This window comes from Acinetobacter pittii ATCC 19004 = CIP 70.29 (genome assembly GCF_000369045.1).
GTDB lineage: Bacteria > Pseudomonadota > Gammaproteobacteria > Pseudomonadales > Moraxellaceae > Acinetobacter > Acinetobacter pittii.
The window spans coordinates 290,746-312,387 of the sequence record NZ_KB849796.1; the positions used below are offsets into that span (position 1 = coordinate 290,746).

Below are 21,642 nucleotides of genomic sequence, written 5' to 3' on the forward strand. Positions count from 1 at the left end.
ACAGCTAAATTTAGCTTCGTACAATATTTAAGAAATATAAATGGCGTTCATACTGATCGATAATGTCCTGAATTAAATCTTCTTGGGTCCAATCCATTACATCATAGTTCTGTCCACCTTCTCTTAAAAACACTTCGGCTTGGAAATATTGTCCATCTTCGGCTTCAGTACGTCCAATTAAAAAACTTGGTGGCACTGTTTCACGTGAAACAACTTTATAAATAAAATTAATTTCATTGTGATGATCGACTCGAAGCTGCATCCCATCCTCAAGTTGAGTAATTGAAACTTCTAAATGACGGCGTCTAAATTCATGTTTGATATTTTCAAACGCACGAGCCACTTGTTTTTCGATATATTCTCTTACCTCTTCTTCACTATGAGGATAGTGCATGATTAAACCTAGCCGCTGTTGCCAGCTTCTTGGATTATGAATAGCACGTGGCGTAATGCGCGCTTCCTGAATGGCTTGCATTTTCGTGACATCAAGATGCAATGCTTTTATTAATCCCCAACTCATGAACAGCATAACCAAAGTAAACGGCAATGCGCTCATAATGATTGAAGATTGAAGCGCAGCCAAACCACCGACTAACAATAAAATAATGGCGAGTACAGCCATCAGTACTGTCCAGAACAAACGTTGCCAAGTCGGTGAGTTGTCAGTTTTTGACGTTAAGTAGTCTGTTACCAATGCTCCAGAGTCAGCAGAGGTCACAAAGAAAAGAATAACCAGCACAGTGGCTAAAACATTCATAACACCTGACCACGGCAAGTGACCTAAAAACTCAAATAGAGCTACAGATGAGTCTTGCTGAACAGCCTGAATAAGAGTGTTTTGATGCTCATGAATAATGCTAAATAACGCAGCGTTTCCTAAAAAACCCATCCAGATAATGGTAAAGCCTGTCGGGATGAGGAGAACCCCTACAATAAATTCTCGAATACTGCGTCCACGTGAAACCCTTGCGATAAACATACCCACAAATGGTGACCAAGAAATCCACCAAGCCCAATACAAAATTGTCCAACCACCTATCCAGCCATTCGGTTGGTAAGCATAAAGGTTGAAGGTCATTGTAAATAAATTAGAAAAATACTGACCTGTATTTTGAATTGTCGTTTGAAGCAAATAAATGCTTGGTCCACAAATGAAAACAAAGGTTAATAAAATAACGGCTAAAACTAGATTCAATTCGGATAGGCGTTTTACCCCTTTATCAAGGCCTAAAAAGACCGATAAAGAAGCCAAAATACTCACCACGACAATTAAAATAATCTGTATATAAGTGCTTTGCTCTATACCTAAAAGATAATGCAAGCCAGAGTTAATCTGGGTAACACCGAATCCGAGAGAAGTTGCTACACCAAATACCGTACCAATAGTCGCAAATATATCGATGCTGTCGCCCCAAGGCCCATAAATCTTTTTACCAATGAGAGGATAAAGGGCTGAACGGGTCTTTAAGGGTAAATTATGTCGATAAGCAAAATAAGCTAAAGATAGTCCCACTAATGCATAAATTGCCCAAGCATGTAAGCCCCAGTGGAAGAAGGTCACCCTTAATGCTTGCTGTGCTGCCTCAATAGTCTGAGCATCCCCACTCGGTGGATTAACATAATGCATGACAGGTTCGGCAACTCCGAAGAACATGAGACCGATACCCATCCCTGCTGTAAACAGCATGGCAAACCAAGACCCATTATTATATTCAGGCTGACTATGGTCAGGTCCTAATTTAATTCGACCTATTGATGAACAGGCGATATAAATCAATAAAATAAGAAAGAAGGCTACAGATAAAACATAAAACCAGCTAAATGAATCGGTGATCCATTGTTTTAATTGCTGCGTTAGAAGTTCAAAAGAACTCGGGGCGATCACAACAACTGCCAAGAACAAAGCAATAATAATGACCGTACCAAAAAATACGTTAGGATTAACGTTTGCGAACCAACCTGGTTGTTTGGAAGGCATAACTCCTCCATGTTATTTTAATGAAAAGTGATAGGCATAAAGCCAATAAAGACATTCACAGAATGAACAAAGTTAAATCTTTCAATAGAGAAAGCCGATAATACTTTAAATAAACTTAAATAATATTGCAGTTACAAAGGTGTAAAAAATTAAAACACCTTCTCCTTTATTTGTCAGAATCCTTCTTTGTTGGATGGGCAATGTACTGTAGAGCAATTAAACGTGTGACAATCAAAGCGAGATACATCACGCCACAAAACATTTGTAGCATGGCTAAAACGCGTGCTGGTGGACTAAGCGGCATTAAATCAGATAAGCCTGTTGCTGACTGTAAGCTAAAGCTCAGGAACAGTAGATCTAACCACGTCTGGAAATGATGAGCATTGTTTGGATTTTGGAAGCTAGCAGGAATCAATAGCTGACAAATGTTGTAGAGGAATGCAAAGCCCCAAGCTAGCAAAGTAAAAACCGCGGCAGCAGCAAATAATTCATCTCTTGTTAAATATCGATCAGCAAACATATAACGAAATAAACCGTAAGCAGCCGAAAAGTAAGCCAGCGCTTCACAACTATGGGCAAAAATCTGAATCGTTAAATTGTTATAGCCTAATAAAATAAAGACGGAGGATATAATCGCTCCACTGACAAAAGTTAATCCCAGAAAAGTAAACATTGGGGTTTGACGAATGACCTTAGCAATAATAAGTAGGGCAAGCACTCCTAAAGCCCACGTTAGGGTCCGGTAAAATACATCATGAAAAGTGAGCATGGCCAAAATGAGTAGGATAAATTGCACAAGCAGCAACCATGCAGAAGGTAGCAGTCGAAAGCTCGCCCAGAAGTCCATAATAGATCGCATTTAATTATTTTCCTTTTTCATTATGTTTTGAATTATAGGAAATCATACTGTACAAAAAATAGGACAAACAAGTTGTTCTTTATTAAAGAGCTTCTTTCACTTTAATGTATGAGATCAACAAAAAAAGCCCCGCAAGGCTTTTAATGAGATAGATATTTAATCCATTTTGATTTTAGTGATCTGATGCACCAGAAGCACCAATACCTGTCATTGAACGAACATATTGGGCATCGAATGCAGCACGCTCTTTTTTAGCACGTGCAGAGTTGTCAGTCACCGAGAAGAACCAACAGCAAAGGAATGACAATGGCATCGCAAATAATGCAGGACCATTGAATGGGTTAACTGGTGTATCAGAGATTTTTAAAGTATCTACCCAAACCGCTTTAGACAGAACAATAAGTACTACCGCTGTTACAAGACCAACCACACCACCGATAACTGCTCCACGAGTAGTTAAACCTTTCCAAAACATTGAAAGAACAAGAATTGGGAAGTTTGCACAACATGCCACAGAGAACGCTAAGCCCACCATGAATGCTACGTTTTGCTTTTCAAACAAGATACCCAAAATCATGGCAAAGATTGCTAAACCAAGTGTCGCAATTTTTGACATACGAAGTTCTGAAGCTGGAGTCGTTTGACCTTTCTTGAATACGTTAGCGTATAAGTCATGTGAGATTGCAGATGCACCTGAAAGTGTTAAACCAGCAACAACAGCAAGAATCGTTGCGAACGCTACTGCTGAAATGAAGCCCATGAATAAGTCACCGCCTAAAGCATCACTTAAATGCACGGCTGCCATGTTGTTACCACCAACAAGTTCAAGCTTGCCTGATACTGCCATTTTCGCAACATCAAGGAACTGTGGGTTGTTTGATACGAAAAGGATCGCACCGAAACCAATAATGAAAGTTAAAAGATAGAAGTAACCAATGAAACCTGTCGCAACCACAACCGATTTACGCGCTTCTTTTGCATCTTTTACAGTGAAGAAACGCATAAGAATATGTGGAAGACCCGCTGTACCAAACATGAGTGCCAAGCCAAGAGACAATGCATCAATCGGGTTTGCGGCAAGTTTACCCGGACCCATAATTTTTGCAGCTTCTTCAAAGCTTACGCTGTGAACTTTACTGAATACTTCAATTGATTGAGTGAACATGTTGCTGAAGCTGAAACCAACCGCTTTCATCACCATGAATGCCATGAAAGTCGCACCACTGAGTAACATGACCGCTTTAATGATCTGTACCCATGTAGTTGCCAACATGCCACCAAAAATTACGTATGCCATCATTAATAGACCAACGATGACAACAGCGATGTTATAGTTCAAACCAAATAGTAATTTGATGAGCTGGCCCGCTCCTACCATTTGAGCGATCAAGTAGAATGCGACAACCACAAGCGAGCTCAAGGCAGCTAAGGTACGGACTGGTTTTTCTTCAAGACGGAATGACACTACATCTGAAAGGTTATATTTACCAAGGTTACGTAAACGCTCTGCAACCAAGAATAAAACGATTGGCCAACCTACCATAAACCCAAGAGAATAAAGTAAGCCATCAAAACCCGAACTAAACACCATCGCGGAAATACCAAGGAAAGATGCTGCTGACATATAGTCACCGGCAATTGCCAATCCGTTTTGGAAACCGCTGATTCCGCCCCCTGCGGTATAGAAATCTTGTGCTGATTGAGTTTGTTTTGCAGCCCACTTAGTAATAAACAAAGTGAAACCAACAAAGATGACAAACATGATGATAGCGTGCCAGTTAGTGGCTTGTTGCTCTGCTTCACCTAAGTCTGGGCTTGCCATAGCAACAGTTGAATATAGCGATGCTGCTGCCAATAAGGCTTTCGCTTTTAATGAATTCCATTTCATATTAGTGTAATCCTTTCTCATGCGTGATGGCTTCAACTTCCTTCAACGCTTCTTCACTCAACTGGTCAAGGGTATTGTTTGCGATATAGGAATACACGCCACACAGTAGGAAAGATAAAACAATAATTCCTAAGCCTAGTGGAATACCCCATGTCGTTACACCACCACTAAATGAACTCATTAAAAATTCTTTGTTGTAGCCAACAAGTAGCATAAAGCCCACATAAAGCACTAACATAATGATTGTGAGCGTCCAGCTTAATGCACTTTTTTTCTTGACCATCTTTTGAAACTTTGGATTGCGTAGAATCTGTTCTACTTGGCTCTGATCCATAACCAAACTCCTTGCCTGTGCCCAACCTTGGTCACTTTTTTAATAGTAGTTTCTCATTATTAAAATTAGCAAAATAACGTGTAATTCGTAACTTAGACTTTGGTCGTTAAAATTTAATCAATTTATAGCTTTGTTTCTGCTTGCGGTATGATAGGCGTAAGGTTTTAATCATGTAGGTCATATGAACAGCTGGCTGATTATTGGGGTACTCACTCTTTATATAGCACTCTTATTCATTTGTGCTTTTTTTGGCGAGAAGCATGCTAGTCGCCTGAGTACACGTGGCCGGATGTTCTTGTTTAGTTTGACCTTAGGTGTTTACTGTTCATCTTGGACATTTTACGGCGCAACCGGAGCTGCCGTCCGAGAAGGCGTCATTTTCTTACCTATTTATTTAGGTCCGCTGTTATTTGTTTGGTTTGGTTACGATATCTGGCGACGTTTAGGCCGAGTACGTCAGCATCATGCAATTTCTTCAATTGCCGATTTTGTTGCTGCACGTTATGGCAAAAGCGGTGTATTGGCATCGCTGGTTACGATCTTGGCAGTCATTGCGATTATTCCCTACCTGGCCCTACAGTTACGTGCAATTGCCTTAAGTACATCAGTCATATTAGAGCAAAATGCTCATATTCATACGACTACCAATAGCGTTTTGCTTTTAACCAGTGTCCTTGCGATCTTAGCCATGATCTTCGGTACAAGGCAAATTGCAAACACCGAACAGCATGGCGGCCTCATGTTAGCCGTTGCATTTGAATCTTTTGTAAAATTATTCGCCCTAATCTGTGTCGCTTTATTTTTTATTTTTGAAGCACCCGCGAACTTAGTACAAGTTTCGGCCGACGTAAACCAAACCTTCCAAGAAGTTCAGTTATTTGGGGTACCTGAAACGTTCTGGATTCAGACATTATTGGCAGGTCTCGCAATTATCTGTTTACCCCGTCAATTTCATGTGGCTGTTGTCGAATTACGCGATGAAAAGCACATTCGCGGTGCACGTAAATGGTTTGCGGCTTATCTCATTTTAACGATTTTAGCTATTATCCCGATTGCAAGCTGGGCTTTGCATGCAGCGCCAAAATTCCTAACTGTGCCTGATGTGGCAGTACTCTCATTACCATTGAGTTATAACCAAGAATGGTTAGCCCTACTGGCCTTTTTAGGTGGGTTCTCTGCCTCAACAGGCATGTTACTGGTGTCATCAGTTGCATTATCTATCATGCTCAGTAACGACTTGATTATGCCCGCACTATGGCGTTTTAAGCTGCTATCACGTCACGATAAACATTTACCTAAAGTTCTTAAATTCAGCCGTCGTATTAGTATTGTCGCGGTGATGTTACTTGGCTTTTTATTCTTCCATTTCTTTAATGATATTAACCAGCTTTCAGTATTTGGTTTATTGGCATTTAGTGCGGTTGCTCAATTCGCTCCTGCACTAATTGGTGGATTGTATTGGCGAGGTGGAAGTCGCCAAGGCGTTTATGCAGGTCTTATTGTTGGATTCTTAATGTGGAGTTACACATTACTATTTCCAACCATCTTACGTAGTTTGCCGGAAGCCTATCAAGAAACAGCCCAAAGTATTTTGCTTTTTGGTCCTTTGGGAATTAATGCATTACGTCCAGAATCACTTTTTGGCTTTGAGTCATTTGCACCTTTAACCCACGGCGTTATTTGGTCGCTTGGTTTAAATATTGTTTTATATATTTGGATTTCTAAACTTTACCGCCCAAGTGTGGCAGAACAAATTCAGGCAGAAAGCTTTTTTTATTATGAAACTAAGCCCCTGCCATCACCGCATACCTCTACCGATTTAACTTATTTACCGCACGATGCTGCACGTTTAAAAGTAGGCGATTTATTTGCGCTTGCTAAAAGAATTACGGGTGAGCAACCCACAACACAAGCGTTCGAGAACTTTTGTGAACAAAATCATCTCACGCTCAACCCGAATAGTATCGCCAATGGCATGTGGTGGCGATTCACCGAACAATATCTAGCTGGCATTATCGGCGCAGCCTCTGCCCGTACTTTACTCACTACAGCAATGATCAATAATGGTCTGGCATTAGGCCAAGTCGCCAATATTTTAGACCAAGCCTCGCAATGGCAACGTTTCAATCAAAATTTGCTGATGACCATGATTGACCACATGACCCAAGGGGTAAGTGTGGTTGATAAAAACATGTGTTTGGTGGCTTGGAATAACCAATATTTAAAACTATTTGGCTACCCTAAAGATTTAGTTTATGTGGGTTGTCCAATTGCCGATCTGATTCGTTATAACGCTGAACGCGGCGAATGTGGCCCCGGTTCAGTCGAAGAACATGTTCGTAAACGCTTACACTGGATGAAAGTCGGAAGTGCGCATGAATTTGAACGAATCCGTAAAGACGGACGCGTTATTCAAATGCGCGGTAATCCTATTTCAGGTGGTGGCTTTGTGACTACCTTCGCCGACATTACGGCTTTCCGTGCGAATGAGGCAATACTGGAAGCCCGTGTAAAAGACCGAACCCAACAACTTGCCGATGCCTTAACCGAGCAACAGCTCGCGCGCGAACAAGCCGATATGGCCAATATGTCAAAAAGCCGCTTTATTGCTGCGGCAAGTCATGACTTATTACAACCTATGCACGCTGCTCGTCTGTTTAGTACGGTTCTTGAACAAAGCATTGCGACCGAAGAAGATCGTCAAACTTTGCAACAACTTGACCGTGCTCTATATGGTGCAGAAAGTATGCTCTCTGCCCTGCTCGATATTGCACGTTTGGAAGGCGGTACCATACAGCCAAAAAGACAGCCTTATCCTCTGCACGATTTATTAAGCGACCTTGAACTACAGTTTAAGTCGATTGCTGCACAGCGAAATATTTCATTAAAAGTTCACGATGTATCATTCTGGATTGACACAGATCCACAGTGGATACGACGCATTATTCAAAACTTTGTAAGTAATGCTTTACGATATACAGCCAAAGGCCGAGTGATTGTTGGTGTATTACGTTCAGCACAAAAACCTGGACACATTCGAATTGGTGTCTGGGATACAGGTCCCGGAATTGCCGAAGAGCAACGTATTAAACTATTTCAAGAATTCGAACGCTGTGGGCATTTATCACCGTGGGGTGAGCAAGGTTTAGGTTTGGGTCTTGCTATTGTGCAACGCATGACTGGTTTGTTGAATTATCCAGTCCATGTCTATTCACAACTCGATAAAGGCTCCTGCTTTATGATTGAGGTTCCGGTGGTAGAGGCTCCAAAAATGATAACCCCAACCGTACAGGCAGTACCTTTAAAAACCAAAGCCTATCGGATTTTATGTTTAGACAATGATGAAACCATTCTTGAGGGTATGAGTAGCTTATTAGGTCGATGGGGGTATGAGGTTTTTAAAGCCACTGAACCGGAACAAGCACTTGAAATTATTCAAAAAGAAAATATTCAAGTCTGGCTTATCGATCAGCATTTAAACAACAACCAACTCGGTGTCGATTTTATTTTGCAAAATCGTCAATATGATGTTCCGGTTGCTCTGATTACAGCCGACTCTCATCCTGAGTTACCTCAACAATTGAAAGAACTGAATATTGTTTTACTCAAAAAACCGCTTAAACCAGCTTCTCTAAGAGCATGGCTATCGGGTCTTAAAATTGCCAGTGAGACAGATTAATTTTTTTCTCCCAAACCTTTTAATAAGTTTGGGAGAGATTTTTGGCAAAAATTATTGGTCTAATTTAAGCCAATAGGCAGAACTGCTCAAAAAGTCTACTTTTGTTGATTAAATAATTGGCCAAACTTTCCAATAGCCCTTTTTCTATGGCAAAGCTCACCTTTTTTGTAAGTGAACACTTGTATACTTAGTTACAATTTCATAAGCTTCTGTTTTTTAAAATTATAATTAGATAAAAACAACCATATACGACTTTAGTCGTATTCTACTTGCATTCTTCATGACACATAAATATTCAAAACCAATTTATTCTATGTACAGCTATTTTTATAACCCATTTCCATATTAAGCACCCCTGCTCACGAATTAATGCAAAGGACAATTGCCATGAATATTTCTGATAACAGCCCACAAGGCCAACTTTCGTCTCAACAGTTTTATCGTCAATACAGTGCCAATGCTTTACTTCCTGAACTAGATTGGCAAAGTATTTTCCCCCACAGCAAACTCAATGAAGCACATATCAAAGCGTTAAATACAATTTATCAATGTGCCGTCCCGCTGGCACTTAATGTATTTCATGATCTAAATTTTGATGTATTTGCACCTGCGGCTTATCATCCGCAAGGTTTAGGTTTATTCGATAAATTGGCACAACAAGAAGAAAATTTCTTAAAAGTTCTTAGCGCTGAAAGTGAAAATCTTGACCATGACACACGTCATCAAATCTGGAGCATGCTACTCCGTGGCGGTGCTGTACTCGTTTTCAAAGCTTGGCTTGGTCATGTCAAACTCGGCGAGAATCAGTTAGATATGACTCAGTTTGATGAATTATCGGATTTACTCTTTATTAAAACACATCCAGATCAACTTGCTGAACGACTCCATGTTGATGAAAAAGCAAAACTCGACCATATCTTCTTGATGTATGGCAATGATATTTTTCTTGATCGCTTCAACAGTCTAGAAACAGCTGCTTTGTTTGTTGATTTAGGCGTTTATGATGCAGCCTTCTTAAGCCTACGCGATGACCGCGTGGCTGAATATTTAAAAATGAAAGGCTATGTGACTCAAGAACAAATTGATGATTTGCAATGCGCGCTTAATCCATTGTACTGCGACAGCCTAACACCAAAGCAAGATTGCCTTGCTTAAGTGGCACACATAAAAAAGACCTCAATCGAGGTCTTTTTTCTTTTTAGATTTTCTTATCTTCAATATTTAATGCGCTAATGGCCAATACGGCTTGTGTACGGTTTTGCACACCTAATTTTCTAAAGATAGCCGTTACGTGAGCTTTAATCGTTGCTTCTGAAACATCGAGCTCATATGCGATTTGTTTATTTAACAAACCTTCCGCAACCATCATCAACACACGGAATTGCTGAGGTGTTAATGATTGAATACGTTCAGCTAAAGCAGTTTCATCTGCTGCTCTTGGGTCAAGGTTTAGATTAGATGGCAAGTTCGGTGGCAACCAGATATCACCTTCTAAGACTTGACGAATCGCTTCGCCAATATGGCTTGGATGAGCCGACTTAGGAATATAACCCATCGCACCATGAGCGATTGCACGCTGAATGATTGAAGTTTCTTCATGTGCAGAAACCACAATAATCGGAATAGATGGATACTGTGCTCTTACATAAACCAGAGCCGAAAAGCCTGAAGCACCCGGTAAATTTAAATCGAGTAATACTAGATCAGGTTCTGCCCCATTTTCCAAACGCTCATAAAACTCATCAACCGAGGCTGTTTCATGAATTTGTGCCTGTGGCAGGCTATAACGTACTGCTTGAATTAAAGCATGACGAAACAAAGGATGATCATCAACGATTAAAATATTCATAAGCGATTAAAGTAATCTTGAGCATAAGTATGGCCTATTGTAACCCTACTATTTAGATGAAAGATACGCTCATCTTATCCATTTTTATGCAAAATGTTGATAAATGCAGAACTTAGCCAAGATTTTCAGATGTTTTTTAACTTTTAATCAAAATTAATCTGTTTTTTATATAAGCTTCCTTTTTATTATAAAAAATATATCACCTATAATTATATAAAATAAAAACAGCAACTTAATAAAAAAACAAAGTATAAAAATCCACTATTTATCTTTTATATTTAAAACTGATAAGGTTGACCAATTTCGTTATTTTACAGTTTACCGTCGTTGTTGATTAATAAGTCCAATCTCTTGTTTTAGGCTTAGGAACCAAATTATGACTGGTATCACATCACCAAAACCTTTAAATATCGTTGCTGTTTCTGGTGGCTTAAATACCCCATCTAAAACGGAAAGTCTGGTTCAAGCCATTCTTGATGAATTATCAGAAGCAATCGATATTAAAGTTCACTTTATTAAATTAAGCGAAATCGGGCCTCTATTAGGCGGCGCATTTTATCGCAACCAACTTCCACAGCGCGTGCAAGATGATCTTGCAGCAGTTGAAGCAGCAGATGCTTTAATTGTAGGTACACCCGTTTACCGTGCTTCTTTTACAGGTCTTTTTAAACATTTCTTCGATTTTGTTGAACAGACTGCTTTAGTCGATGTGCCTGTACTTTTAGCAGCATCGGGCGGTAGTGATCGTCATGCACTCGTACTTGAACATCAACTACGTCCATTATTCAGTTTCTTCCAAGCACAAACTTTACCAATTGGCGTATATGCGACCGATCGTGACTTTACTCCTGAATATACGGTAAAAAGCGAGCAATTATCAGATCGTATTACGTTAGCAGTAGCACGTGCATTACCAATTTTAGAATGGGCGCCAGCGAAAGGTAAACGCGCTGAAGTGGTTAAATCTAAATCACAGCAAGCAAATCAAGAGCTTGGTATTAACAAGCAAATTGAACAAGAAGAAGTATTACCTTCAGCGGCTGTACCAGACCTTGATGCGGCAGAATCTCGTTTGCATCACAAGTCTGGCAAATCATTAACGCATGTTGCCTAAGTGCAATATGCCTAAATAAAAATAACGGATGGGGAGAACGCACCATGACGCAATTACAACAACCTATTAAATTTGCTTATTGGGTACCAAACGTAAGCGGTGGCCTTGTTGTGAGTAACATTGAACAGCGTACAGACTGGAGTTACGACTACAATGTCCGACTTGCACAAGCTGCCGAAAACAATGGTTTTGAATATGCGCTCACCCAAATTCGTTTTACGGCTGGGTACGGGGCAGAAAACCAACATGAATCGGTAAGTTTCAGTCATGCATTACTAGCAAAAACTGAGAAACTTAAAGTCATTGCGGCTATTCTGCCTGGCCCTTGGAAACCGGCACTTGCCGCTAAACAACTTGCAACGATTGATTATTTAACTCAAGGCCGTATTGCGATAAACGTAGTGAGTGGTTGGTTCAGAGGCGAGTTTGATGCCATTGGTGAAGAGTGGCCTGAGCATGATGAACGTTATGTTCGCTCCGAAGAATTTATTCGCACGCTAAAAGGAATCTGGACCACCGACAACTATAGTTTCAATGGTAAATACTACCGGTTCCAAAACTACACGCTTAAACCAAAACCTTTGCAAAAGCCTTATATCGAAGTTTTCCAAGGTGGCAGTTCACGTGCTGCGCGTGACATGGCGTCTCGTGTATCTGACTGGTATTTCACTAACGGTAATACGGTAGAAGAAATTCAAAAACAAGTCGAAGATATTCGTACTAAAGCAAAAGCCAATAATCACCATGTCAAAATTGGGGTAAATGCGTTCATTATTGCCAGAGATACCGAAGAAGAAGCAAAAGCAGTACTTCAAGAAATTATTCATAAAGCCAATACTGAAGCGGTAAATGCATTTGGAGATGCTACACGTGAAGCAGGTGCTGCTTCACCAGAGCAACAAGGTAACTGGGCAAAATCAAGTTTTGAAGACTTAGTGCAATACAACGATGGCTTTAAAACCAATTTAATTGGTACACCACAACAAATTGCTGAGCGTATTGTGGCACTTAAAAATGTAGGGGTTGATTTGATTCTTTCCGGATTTTTACATTTTATTGAAGAGGTGGAATATTTCGGAGAAAAGGTTCTACCACTCGTTCGCCAGCTAGAACTTCAACAGGAGAAGGAGGTAGAAATCCAAGCTAAATCAGCCTAAAAAACCCCAGTTAAAACAGCGCAAGATAATAAAAACAATAAATTAAAAATAAAGAATTTATTGGCTCCAAGACTCGGCTTGGAGCCTTTATTTTTTAGGATTTCTCGACTTCTCGAATCACAGTTTCAACTGAGTAACGGCACCATTTTGAAAGTTTCTCGATAAATTCATTTAAGGCAGCGGGTTCAAAATGGCTGACAATCATATAGCAAGCATTGCCCATGACTTTAAAGCATTCATCGATTTGTTCGTATTGCTTAACCAAATTTTCAATTTCTTCAAATGCGCGTTGTTCATTTAAATGCAAATGAATAAATTGTTTATGCGAATATTGAACGGCAATGGTGTAGTTTTTGATAACACCTGCATCCATTAACTGAGCAATTCGAGCGCCCACCGCCTGCCCTGTTCGATGGACACGCTGCCCAATTTCTTTATTTGTCAGACGAGAATCTTGTTTAAGCAATGCAATAATTTTTAGATCGATCGGGTCTAATTCAATATTCATTTTTCATGGCGAAAGAAAACTAGCGTTAATGCTTTCATAGGACTATAGCCGATTTTTCAAGCAGAGAATAATCTTGTTTTATCTCATATCAACAAGAGTGACCTCATGAAACAAGCTCTATTAGTTATCGATGTACAAAATGATTATTTTAAAAATGGCAAAATGGAATTGGTTGGGCCAGATCAAGCGCTCGATAAAATAAAGCAGCTTGAAAAATATTTTAACGAGAAAAACTTACCGATTATTTATGTACAACATATTAACCCACCACAAGCGAGTTTCTTTCAAGAAAATACAGATGGGGTTTTACTTCATCCTGAACTTAGTGCTGATAGTGATTCATTAATCGTGACAAAGCATTATCCAAACAGTTTTTTAGAGACCAATTTAGAAGAACTCTTAAAAGCACATCAAATTGAGCAACTCGTGATTACAGGCATGATGACGCATATGTGTATTGATTCAGGTACACGTGCAGCCAAAGAACTTGGCTATCAACCCACCTTAATTGCAGATGCAACCGCAACTCGCGATTTAAGCCATGACGGAAAAACTGTAAAAGCTGAAGACGTACAAACTGCTTTTTTAACTGCGCTAAGTACGTTTGCAAATGTACAAAATACTGCTGACTTTTTAGCAAGCTCTTAGTAGAAAGCAATAAAAAAGCCCCAGATGGGGCTTTTTTAAAATTAGTTCTGCTTATCAGGATAAACCGTTGTAATTAACTGATCTACCACTGCAGGTTCAGCCAAGGTTGAAGTATCACCTAAACTATCTAACTCATTCGCTGCAATTTTTCTTAAAATACGGCGCATGATTTTACCGGAACGGGTTTTCGGTAATGATGGAGCCCAATGCAGCGCATCTGGCGAAGCTACTGGCCCTAGTACTTTACGTACCCAGTTGATTAACTCTTTACGCAGTTCTTCCGACTCTGGAACGCCCGCTTGCAAGGTCACGAAAGTACAAATACCCTGCCCTTTAATATCATGCGGCATGCCCACTACAGCAGCTTCTGCTACTGACTCATGCGAAACAAGAGCACTTTCAATTTCAGCTGTGCCCAGACGATGACCTGAAACGTTTAAGACATCGTCAACACGACCTGTGATCCAGTAATAGCCATCTTCATCACGACGAGCACCGTCACCCGTGAAATAAGTATTTTTGAAAGTCGAGAAATAAGCTTCAATAAAACGGTCCGGATCACCCCAAATAGTACGCATCTGGCCCGGCCATGAATCTTTAATCACAAGGTTACCCTCAACCGCACCTTCAAGTTCATTACCTTCACCGTCTACAATGGCAGGTTGGACCCCAAATAACGGACGTGTTGCCGAACCTGGTTTTAAAGCTGTTGCACCCGGCAATGGAGCAATCAAAATACCGCCTGTTTCAGTTTGCCACCATGTATCAACAATCGGGCAGCGACCTTCACCAACAACATTGTAGTACCAATTCCAAGCCTCAGGGTTAATAGGTTCACCGACCGAACCGAGTAAACGCAAGCTGCTACGGTTACTTTCGCGTACAAACGAATCACCCTCTCGCATCATGGCGCGAATCGCAGTTGGTGCTGTATATAAAATAGAAACTTTATGTTTATCGACCACATGACCAAGACGAGCCCATGTTGGGTATTGAGGCACACCTTCAAACATTAAAGTCGTCGTACCATTTGCCAGCGGCCCATAAATCAAATAACTATGCCCTGTAATCCAACCGATATCGGCTGTACACCAGTACACATCATCTTGTTTTAAATCAAATACCTCTTTAAAGGTACTGGTTACATAAACTAAGTAACCGCCTGTCGTATGCAACACACCTTTCGGTTTACCTGTCGAGCCCGATGTATAAAGAATAAATAAAGGGTCTTCTGCCTTCATCGGCTCTGGAGGACAGTTTGCATCAACCTCCATAATAATGAGGTGATACCACAAATCACGACCAGGCTTCATTTCAATCGGGTTTGCATTACGGTAAACCACAATCACATTTTCAACACACTCGGTACCCGGCAATGCTAAAGCCAAATCAACATTTTCTTTGAGCGGTAATAGTTTTCCGGCACGTAGACTTGAGTCTGCGGTAATCACCAGTTTAGCTTGGCTGTCTTCAATACGACTTGCTAAAGAATCTGGCGAGAACCCACCAAATACCACACAGTGAACAGCACCAATACGGGCACAAGCTAACATGGCAATTGCAGCTTCTGTCACCATTGGCATATACAGTACAACGCGGTCACCTTTACCAATGCCATATTTCTTTAAAACGTTGGCAAAACGGCAGACTTCATCGTGTAATTCTTTATAAGAAACGATTTTATGACGAGAAGGATGGTCCCCTTCCCAAATAATTGCAGGTTTATGTGGATGTTCTTTAAGATGCCTGTCTAGGCAGTTTGCTGACACGTTCAACTCACCATCAGCAAACCATTCAATTTTGAAATTGTCTTTGTCAAAACTGGTATTTTTAACTTGGGTAAATGGCTTTATCCAATCGACAATTTTAGCTTGCTCTGCCCAGAATTCATCTGGGTTCTCGATAGAGTGTTGATAACGTTTAAAGTAGTCTGCTTCAACAGTACGAGCTGTTTTTTTAAATTCCTCTGGTACTGGATAGATCTCATTCATACGCAACTTCCTTGATCTTGTGCATCCCATCTCGAGACTGTGGCTATTATTTTACTGGATCTTATTTGTATGCCTTTGCAGTATGATGACTCTTTCAAAGCCTAGACAATGCGACTTTGGTCATATATCAACCACCTACTCAAGCATACGAAATTATGAACATTTTTATAAAATTAAGTTGATTTAAAACATTTGTCTATAGCTTTTACTTTTATAATTTTTTCAATATTTGATGGTTTTGATCATCAACAAAGATTATTTTGTCTCTCATATGCAACCTAGGAATAAAATAATATGTTTGCCCAAACAACTTCCTCACGCCCACCACAGCTGCCTTTAAAAGATAGCCCTTTTTCAATTCATGGGCGCTTTAACCGTATGAGTTATTTAGGTGGATATGGACTGATTTATTTAGTCACAATCGTGGGTTATTTTATTCTGGCCTCCTTTCTTGGAAGTTTTCAGCTTTCAAGTAATTTATTTAATTTTGAGTTTTATAGCTCTCTTTCTGGCCTCAGTGCTTTGGTGGTATGGGCTTTTTGGCTATTCCTGATTTACTTAAATATTGTTCTCGTCGTGCGACGTTTGCATGATCTAAATAAAAGTGGTTGGATGGGATTGCTGTTATTCATTCCAGTTGTTCAATTCTTTTTTATGATTTATTTACTGCTTGCCTCAGGTACAGCAGGTCCAAATCAATATGGTCCAGCTCGACCATCAACGTTCATAGAAAAACTCATGGCTTGGTTTATTTTATTGGCTATTTTAATTAGCCTTATTTCTACCGCAGGCTTTTTTTACTACTTCTCTGGTACCGATACTATAGAAACTCCGTCACAAATCTTACAAAAAGGAACGGAATACTTTTAATTAAAAAACACTTTATTATTTAGATGAACTCATTATAGTAGGCGCACATTTTATCTCCTACTATAATGAAGGCCGATCATCGCTTTCATAATTTTTTTAAATAGAGACTTGTTGTGGCTGATGAACAAAAATCCTTAACGGATGTTGCAAAAAATACAGGCGAACTTTTGCAAGAAGCAGGTACTAAAACCACTCAAACGGTTTTAGCCCATACCGAAAAGTATCATGATGCCTATACCACTATTGATAAAATCGTGGATAGCTTCTGGGAACGTGTGCCTTATATTTGTATTGCGATTATCGTTTTTATTATTTTTTGGCTACTCACCAAATTATTTAAGTTCTTTGTTCGTAAAACCTTAGAAAATCGTTCTTATACGCGCCAAAACCTAGTGTTGGTTCTAAACCGTGTAGGAAGTACGACAATTTTATTTTTTGGATTCTTAATTGCACTTGTCATCATGATCCCAGGTTTTACCCCAGGACAACTTATGAGCGCGTTAGGAATCGGTTCGGTCGCAATTGGTTTCGCATTTAAAGATATTTTCCAAAACTTGCTTTCAGGTATTTTGATTTTATTGAGCGAACCGTTCCGTATTGGCGACTCAATTGTGGTGAATTCGCTTGAAGGAACTGTTGAAGATATCCAAATTCGTGCAACATTCTTACGTTCACCAGATGGCCGTCGTATTGTTATTCCAAATGCCACAGTTTATACGAGCGCTTTAACTGTAAATACGGCTTATCAGCAGCGACGTTGTGAGTTTGTAGTCGGCATTGGATATGACGACGATGAACAAAAAGCTAAACAGATTATTTTAGATATTCTTAATAATGACCGAAATGTACTCAGTCAACCAGCTTTCTCGGTTAACGTTACAGCTTTAGCAGATTTCTCGGTTAACCTGACTGTACGTTGGTGGGTTGATACTACTGAAACTGATATGTCCTCATCTACAAGTACAATTCAAGCTCAAGTAAAACAAGCTTTCAATGAGAACGGTATTAATATTCCTTACCCAATTCAGGAATTAAAAATGGCTTCAAATCAGCCACTTTTAAACCCAGAAACATCAACTAAAGAGACGACCTAAAATATAAGAAATAGACGTTTCAGTTCTTAAAATACGGTTGCCTAAGCTCACAGCTTGGCAGCCGTTTTTTGTGAGCAAATCAACTTCATAGGGAATAAAGCCGCCTTCGGGTCCAACGACTACACTGCACGCATGCGGAATATTAACTGGCATGCTCTGCTCGGCATACGGATGAGCCACATAGGCGGGACTTTCCTTTGAAATTAAGTTTGGTAAAACATCTTCAACAAAAGGTTTAAAGCGTTTATATAATTGAATTTCAGGAACAATGGTGTCGCCTGCTTGCTCAAGCCCTAAAGTCACATAGTTATCAAGTTGTTGCAAAAATGGAGTTTGCCAATAGCTTTTATCTACACGAGAACTATGAATCAAACTAATTCTTTCAACACCTAGAGTCACACTATCCATAATTAAACGGCGTAAAACTTTGGGCCTTGGTAACGCTACGATTAAATGTACTGGAAGTTTTGCAGGTACAACTTCTTCAGTGATAGGCCGTATACAAACTTCTTGCTCATTCATCGAAACAATTTCAGTGGTATAGCGTGCACCATTACGAACACCAACTTTTAGATTTTGGCCCACCGTAATATCAAGATGTTCACGTAAATGCTGCAATTGGCGTTTTGAACGGATTAACCATAAATCTGACTGAACATCGTCAGGTTCTAGTAAAACGATATTCATGGTTTTTCGGCCAAATACCGGTTAATTACACCAATATGCTTTTGTAATGAACCTTGGTTACGTTGTAAGACTTTATGCGCCTGCTCTACCACCTGCTTTGCTTCTTCAGGCTCGGCTAAACATGCCATCCAGATTGCTACAACTTGCTCAGCGTCTTGAGCAATGAGCACCCCATTTTCATCAATAAATTCATCAACAATGGTTTGGAAATTAAAGTAACGAGGTCCAATTACGGTCGGTACATTTAAAACCATAGGCTCCAAAATATTATGCCCACCGCCCGGTTCATTAAGTGATCCACCCACAAAACACACCTGACTTAGGGCGTACCATAACCAAAGCTCCCCCATACTATCGGCTAGATAAACCTGTGTACTCGTATGAATACTTTGGTTCAAGCTTCTACGATGAGTAATTAAATCTAGGTTTTGGCAAATTTCAAATACTTCATCAAAACGTTCAGGATGTCGAGGCACGACAATACAAACTAAATCTGGATCTGATTTTAGATAAGGTGCAAGTGCCTGCAAAATTTGTTGTTCTTCTGGCGCATGCGTACTGGCAATTGATAGGACTTTACGCTGTCCCAAATACCATTGTTGTTGTAATTGCTCAGCCTGATTTATAAAAGTCTCTGGCGCATGGATATCAAACTTAATATTTCCAACTACCTGACTTTTTTGTTGATCTAAACCAAGTTCTACATAACGTTGTCGAGTCGCATTATCTTGTGCCAGCACCCAGTCAATTTGTTTCAGCATTCCAGCAGTTAGCCCTGAAACGCGGCTATAACCTTTTGCTGATTTTTCTGATAATCGCGCATTTAATAATAAACAAGGAACCTGTTCTAGCTTGGCTTGATCAATTAAATTTGGCCAAAGCTCAGTCTCAACCAATGCTAAAAGCTTTGGCTGATATAACTCAAAAAATTGTTTTAAAAGATGCTTTTGATCAACAGGCAAATAAACTGCTTGAAATAGATCTAAATAAGGTGCTTTTAAAAATAATGATTTGGCACGCGCCTGCCCCGTCTTTGTTGTATTAGTAACTAATACAGGTTGACCGAGTTTAAGATAATGCTCGATTAAAGGCTGCGCAGCATTGGTTTCTCCAACCGAAACAGCGTGGAACCAAATTGCTCTTACATTTTTCGGAGACTCAAACGGCCCAAATCTTTCAAGACATTCCTGATTATATAATTCCTGGCTTTCTGCACGTCTTTTTATCCGCCATTGGTAAAAAGGTTTTAATAAATGGAGTGCGGTGTTGTACCAAAAAGGGGTCGCCAAGCGGTTTGCCTCAAATAGTCAAAGTTTAAAACTGGGGAAAATATAACATAGATAGAAAAAATGGCAGAGTTTCGATACCTAAACTCTACCATTACAAGAAAAGCGATTTACTGAGCCCATAAATTAAAGAGGTCAGTAAATCATCTGTTCAAAAAATTACGAAGCTTCTAGTGCTGGATAGTCTGTATAACCTTCAGCACCTTTAGCATATAAAGTTGTTGGTTGAAGTTCATTTAATGGCAAGTCTTTTTCTAAACGCTGTAAAAGATCTGGGTTAGCAATATATGCTTTACCAAAAGATACAGCATCTGCCTGACCTTCACGCAAGATACGTTTTGCTGATTCTGGTGTTAGATTCTCATTGGCAATCCATACACCATTAAATTTTTCGCGAAGTTTAGGACTAATACTATCAGCAGCTTCATATTCACGAGAGAAAATGAAAGCAACATTACGTTGGTTAAGTTGTTCCACTACATAACCAAAAGTTGCTAATGGGTTTTCATCACCCATATCGTGTGAATCACCACGCGGTGCAATATGAACACCTACTCGCCCAGCGCCCCACACTTCAATAAATGCATCAACGACTTCTAATAATAAACGTGCACGGTTCTCAACAGGACCACCGTATTCATCATCACGTTGGTTGGTATTACTTTGAAGGAACTGGTCAATTAAATAACCATTTGCTGCGTGTAATTCAACACCATCAAAACCTGCTGCTTTAGCCAGTTCTGCTGAATGTTTGTACTGAGCAATAACTTCTTGAATCTCTTCAATTGAAAGTGCACGCGGTGTTACATACGGACGTTTAGGACGTAATAAACTCACTTCACCCGCAGGTTGAATTGCACTTGGTGCAACAGGAATCTCACCATCTAAAAGTTCAGGATGCGAAATACGGCCTACATGCCAAAGTTGAGCTACAATTTTTGAACCTTGAGCATGAACTGCCTCAATAATTTTATTCCAAGCTTGTGCCTGCTCTTGTGACCATAATCCTGGGGTATCTGCGTAACCCACAGTTTTTGAACCAATTACTGTTGCTTCGGTCAAAATTAGACCAGCATTTGCACGTTGTTGATAGTATTCAACCATTAAATCATTAGGCACTCGGCTTTCACCACTACGCGCACGCGTTAATGGAGCCATTACCAATCGATTTTTGATTTCAAAATCACCAACCGTTAAAGGAGTATTGAGTTCAGCCATAATCGCCTCGACTTACACTTTTAATAATTTAAAGTGTTTGTTTTAAATGTTCGATATATTGCTGAATCAAAGCTTCGTTACGTGAAAAATAAGACCATTGACCATATTTTTGGACCTGAATAAGCCCCGCCTGTTGTAACACAGACAAATGATTGGACATTGTAGACTGAGCTACTTTACCCAAACGTTCAATATGACCTGCACAAACACCCTTCTCAAAACTACCACCACATTCTTCCACCGGTAAATAATGTGCAGGTTCTTTTAACCATTGCAAAATTTGCCGACGTAGAGGGTTGGAAAGGGCTTTGCTAATTGCATCAATATCCATAGGCTCAACACGTCTTTTAAACGAACAAAGCTTTGTTCAGCATTTCGAAAACATAATATCGCATTTTTTCGATATTAATATCTATTTTTTTCGATACTCATATCGCATTTTTTCGATTAACATTCGAAGTCTGAACTGCTTTGCCGTTTTA

The 21,642-nt window shown here is 39.8% G+C and carries 18 protein-coding genes; 7 read left to right on the forward strand and 11 right to left on the reverse strand.

Annotation, left to right across the window (positions count from 1 at the left end):
• Nucleotides 1-10: 10 nt before the first annotated feature.
• The 4 genes from F928_RS17870 to F928_RS17885 all read right to left on the reverse strand — a co-directional run bounded on the left by F928_RS17870 (nt 11) and on the right by F928_RS17885 (nt 5,059).
• Complete coding sequence (locus F928_RS17870) at nt 11-1,978, reverse strand: BCCT family transporter (RefSeq protein ID WP_005078623.1); 1,968 nt, start codon at nt 1,976-1,978, stop codon at nt 11-13.
• A 166-nt stretch (nt 1,979-2,144) separates the two neighbouring features.
• Nucleotides 2,145-2,837, reverse strand: a complete 693-nt coding sequence (locus F928_RS17875; protein WP_005078625.1) for an ion channel — start codon at nt 2,835-2,837, stop codon at nt 2,145-2,147.
• Nucleotides 2,838-3,009: 172 nt separating this feature from the next.
• Complete coding sequence (locus tag F928_RS17880; protein ID WP_005078627.1) at nt 3,010-4,725, reverse strand: cation acetate symporter; 1,716 nt, start codon at nt 4,723-4,725, stop codon at nt 3,010-3,012.
• A 1-nt stretch (nt 4,726) separates the two neighbouring features.
• Nucleotides 4,727-5,059, reverse strand: coding sequence for a DUF485 domain-containing protein (locus tag F928_RS17885; RefSeq protein WP_000372818.1), 333 nt, complete (start codon nt 5,057-5,059; stop codon nt 4,727-4,729).
• Nucleotides 5,060-5,240: 181 nt separating this feature from the next.
• Here F928_RS17885 and F928_RS17890 point away from each other — a divergent pair, with 181 nt between their 5' ends.
• A complete protein-coding gene (locus tag F928_RS17890; RefSeq protein WP_005078630.1) occupies nt 5,241-8,738 on the forward strand; it encodes a hybrid sensor histidine kinase/response regulator in 3,498 nt (1,165 codons plus the stop codon).
• Between the two features lie 387 nt (nt 8,739-9,125).
• The gene (locus F928_RS17895) at nt 9,126-9,893 is read left to right on the forward strand and encodes a hypothetical protein (RefSeq protein WP_005066850.1); all 768 of its coding nucleotides are present in this window, start codon (nt 9,126-9,128) and stop codon (nt 9,891-9,893) included.
• 43 nt (nt 9,894-9,936) lie between these two features.
• Here the strand turns inward: F928_RS17895 and agmR are convergent, their stop codons facing one another.
• Nucleotides 9,937-10,587 (reverse strand): response regulator, encoded by a 651-nt coding sequence (agmR, locus tag F928_RS17900; protein WP_002122041.1) that lies wholly within the window; start codon nt 10,585-10,587, stop codon nt 9,937-9,939.
• Between the two features lie 376 nt (nt 10,588-10,963).
• Between agmR and msuE the strand changes: the two genes are divergently transcribed.
• Complete coding sequence (msuE, locus tag F928_RS17905; RefSeq protein ID WP_005066848.1) at nt 10,964-11,701, forward strand: FMN reductase; 738 nt, start codon at nt 10,964-10,966, stop codon at nt 11,699-11,701.
• Nucleotides 11,702-11,745: 44 nt separating this feature from the next.
• On the forward strand, nt 11,746-12,858 hold the full coding sequence (sfnG, locus tag F928_RS17910; protein WP_005078632.1) for a dimethylsulfone monooxygenase SfnG: 1,113 nt from the start codon (nt 11,746-11,748) through the stop codon (nt 12,856-12,858).
• Nucleotides 12,859-12,952: 94 nt separating this feature from the next.
• Here sfnG and lrpB read toward each other — a convergent pair whose 3' ends face one another.
• Nucleotides 12,953-13,366, reverse strand: coding sequence for an Lrp/AsnC family transcriptional regulator (gene lrpB / locus F928_RS17915; RefSeq protein ID WP_005066843.1), 414 nt, complete (start codon nt 13,364-13,366; stop codon nt 12,953-12,955).
• A gap of 105 nt (nt 13,367-13,471) precedes the next feature.
• Here lrpB and ywoC point away from each other — a divergent pair, with 105 nt between their 5' ends.
• Nucleotides 13,472-14,014, forward strand: a complete 543-nt coding sequence (gene ywoC / locus F928_RS17920) for a cysteine hydrolase family protein (RefSeq protein WP_005078635.1) — start codon at nt 13,472-13,474, stop codon at nt 14,012-14,014.
• Between the two features lie 41 nt (nt 14,015-14,055).
• On the opposite strand, the gene acs is transcribed toward ywoC, so the two are convergent.
• Nucleotides 14,056-16,005 carry an acetate--CoA ligase gene (gene acs / locus F928_RS17925; RefSeq protein WP_005078636.1) on the reverse strand — a complete coding sequence of 650 codons (1,950 nt, stop codon included), beginning with the start codon at nt 16,003-16,005 and terminating at the stop codon, nt 14,056-14,058.
• 294 nt (nt 16,006-16,299) lie between these two features.
• Between acs and F928_RS17930 the strand changes: the two genes are divergently transcribed.
• Together F928_RS17930 and F928_RS17935 are read left to right on the forward strand one after the other, a co-directional pair.
• On the forward strand, nt 16,300-16,875 hold the full coding sequence (locus F928_RS17930; RefSeq protein WP_005078639.1) for a DUF805 domain-containing protein: 576 nt from the start codon (nt 16,300-16,302) through the stop codon (nt 16,873-16,875).
• Between the two features lie 113 nt (nt 16,876-16,988).
• Nucleotides 16,989-17,969 (forward strand): mechanosensitive ion channel family protein, encoded by a 981-nt coding sequence (locus tag F928_RS17935; RefSeq protein ID WP_005078641.1) that lies wholly within the window; start codon nt 16,989-16,991, stop codon nt 17,967-17,969.
• On the opposite strand, the gene F928_RS17940 is transcribed toward F928_RS17935, so the two are convergent.
• The 4 genes from F928_RS17940 to F928_RS17955 all read right to left on the reverse strand — a co-directional run bounded on the left by F928_RS17940 (nt 17,949) and on the right by F928_RS17955 (nt 21,491).
• Nucleotides 17,949-18,656 carry a 16S rRNA (uracil(1498)-N(3))-methyltransferase gene (locus tag F928_RS17940; protein WP_005078645.1) on the reverse strand — a complete coding sequence of 236 codons (708 nt, stop codon included), beginning with the start codon at nt 18,654-18,656 and terminating at the stop codon, nt 17,949-17,951. The genes F928_RS17935 and F928_RS17940 overlap by 21 nt on opposite strands.
• Nucleotides 18,653-19,945, reverse strand: a complete 1,293-nt coding sequence (gene kdtA / locus F928_RS17945; RefSeq protein WP_005078648.1) for a 3-deoxy-D-manno-octulosonic acid transferase — start codon at nt 19,943-19,945, stop codon at nt 18,653-18,655. The genes F928_RS17940 and kdtA overlap by 4 nt, the downstream gene beginning before the upstream one ends.
• A gap of 156 nt (nt 19,946-20,101) precedes the next feature.
• Complete coding sequence (gene nemA / locus F928_RS17950) at nt 20,102-21,160, reverse strand: alkene reductase (protein ID WP_005078650.1); 1,059 nt, start codon at nt 21,158-21,160, stop codon at nt 20,102-20,104.
• Between the two features lie 28 nt (nt 21,161-21,188).
• Nucleotides 21,189-21,491, reverse strand: coding sequence for an ArsR/SmtB family transcription factor (locus tag F928_RS17955; RefSeq protein ID WP_002121891.1), 303 nt, complete (start codon nt 21,489-21,491; stop codon nt 21,189-21,191).
• Nucleotides 21,492-21,642: the final 151 nt, after the last annotated feature.

What these genes read in the sequence shown, in the direction of transcription:
- F928_RS17870 (WP_005078623.1), bottom strand. Translation starts at nt 1,978, where the DNA reads ATGCCTTCCAAACAACCAGGTTGGTTCGCAAACGTTAATCCTAACGTA.
- F928_RS17875 (WP_005078625.1), bottom strand. Translation starts at nt 2,837, where the DNA reads ATGCGATCTATTATGGACTTCTGGGCGAGCTTTCGACTGCTACCTTCT.
- F928_RS17880 (WP_005078627.1), bottom strand. Translation starts at nt 4,725, where the DNA reads ATGAAATGGAATTCATTAAAAGCGAAAGCCTTATTGGCAGCAGCATCG.
- F928_RS17885 (WP_000372818.1), bottom strand. Translation starts at nt 5,059, where the DNA reads ATGGATCAGAGCCAAGTAGAACAGATTCTACGCAATCCAAAGTTTCAA.
- F928_RS17890 (WP_005078630.1), top strand. Translation starts at nt 5,241, where the DNA reads ATGAACAGCTGGCTGATTATTGGGGTACTCACTCTTTATATAGCACTC.
- F928_RS17895 (WP_005066850.1), top strand. Translation starts at nt 9,126, where the DNA reads ATGAATATTTCTGATAACAGCCCACAAGGCCAACTTTCGTCTCAACAG.
- agmR (WP_002122041.1), bottom strand. Translation starts at nt 10,587, where the DNA reads ATGAATATTTTAATCGTTGATGATCATCCTTTGTTTCGTCATGCTTTA.
- msuE (WP_005066848.1), top strand. Translation starts at nt 10,964, where the DNA reads ATGACTGGTATCACATCACCAAAACCTTTAAATATCGTTGCTGTTTCT.
- sfnG (WP_005078632.1), top strand. Translation starts at nt 11,746, where the DNA reads ATGACGCAATTACAACAACCTATTAAATTTGCTTATTGGGTACCAAAC.
- lrpB (WP_005066843.1), bottom strand. Translation starts at nt 13,366, where the DNA reads ATGAATATTGAATTAGACCCGATCGATCTAAAAATTATTGCATTGCTT.
- ywoC (WP_005078635.1), top strand. Translation starts at nt 13,472, where the DNA reads ATGAAACAAGCTCTATTAGTTATCGATGTACAAAATGATTATTTTAAA.
- acs (WP_005078636.1), bottom strand. Translation starts at nt 16,005, where the DNA reads ATGAATGAGATCTATCCAGTACCAGAGGAATTTAAAAAAACAGCTCGT.
- F928_RS17930 (WP_005078639.1), top strand. Translation starts at nt 16,300, where the DNA reads ATGTTTGCCCAAACAACTTCCTCACGCCCACCACAGCTGCCTTTAAAA.
- F928_RS17940 (WP_005078645.1), bottom strand. Translation starts at nt 18,656, where the DNA reads ATGAATATCGTTTTACTAGAACCTGACGATGTTCAGTCAGATTTATGG.
- nemA (WP_005078650.1), bottom strand. Translation starts at nt 21,160, where the DNA reads ATGGCTGAACTCAATACTCCTTTAACGGTTGGTGATTTTGAAATCAAA.
- F928_RS17955 (WP_002121891.1), bottom strand. Translation starts at nt 21,491, where the DNA reads ATGGATATTGATGCAATTAGCAAAGCCCTTTCCAACCCTCTACGTCGG.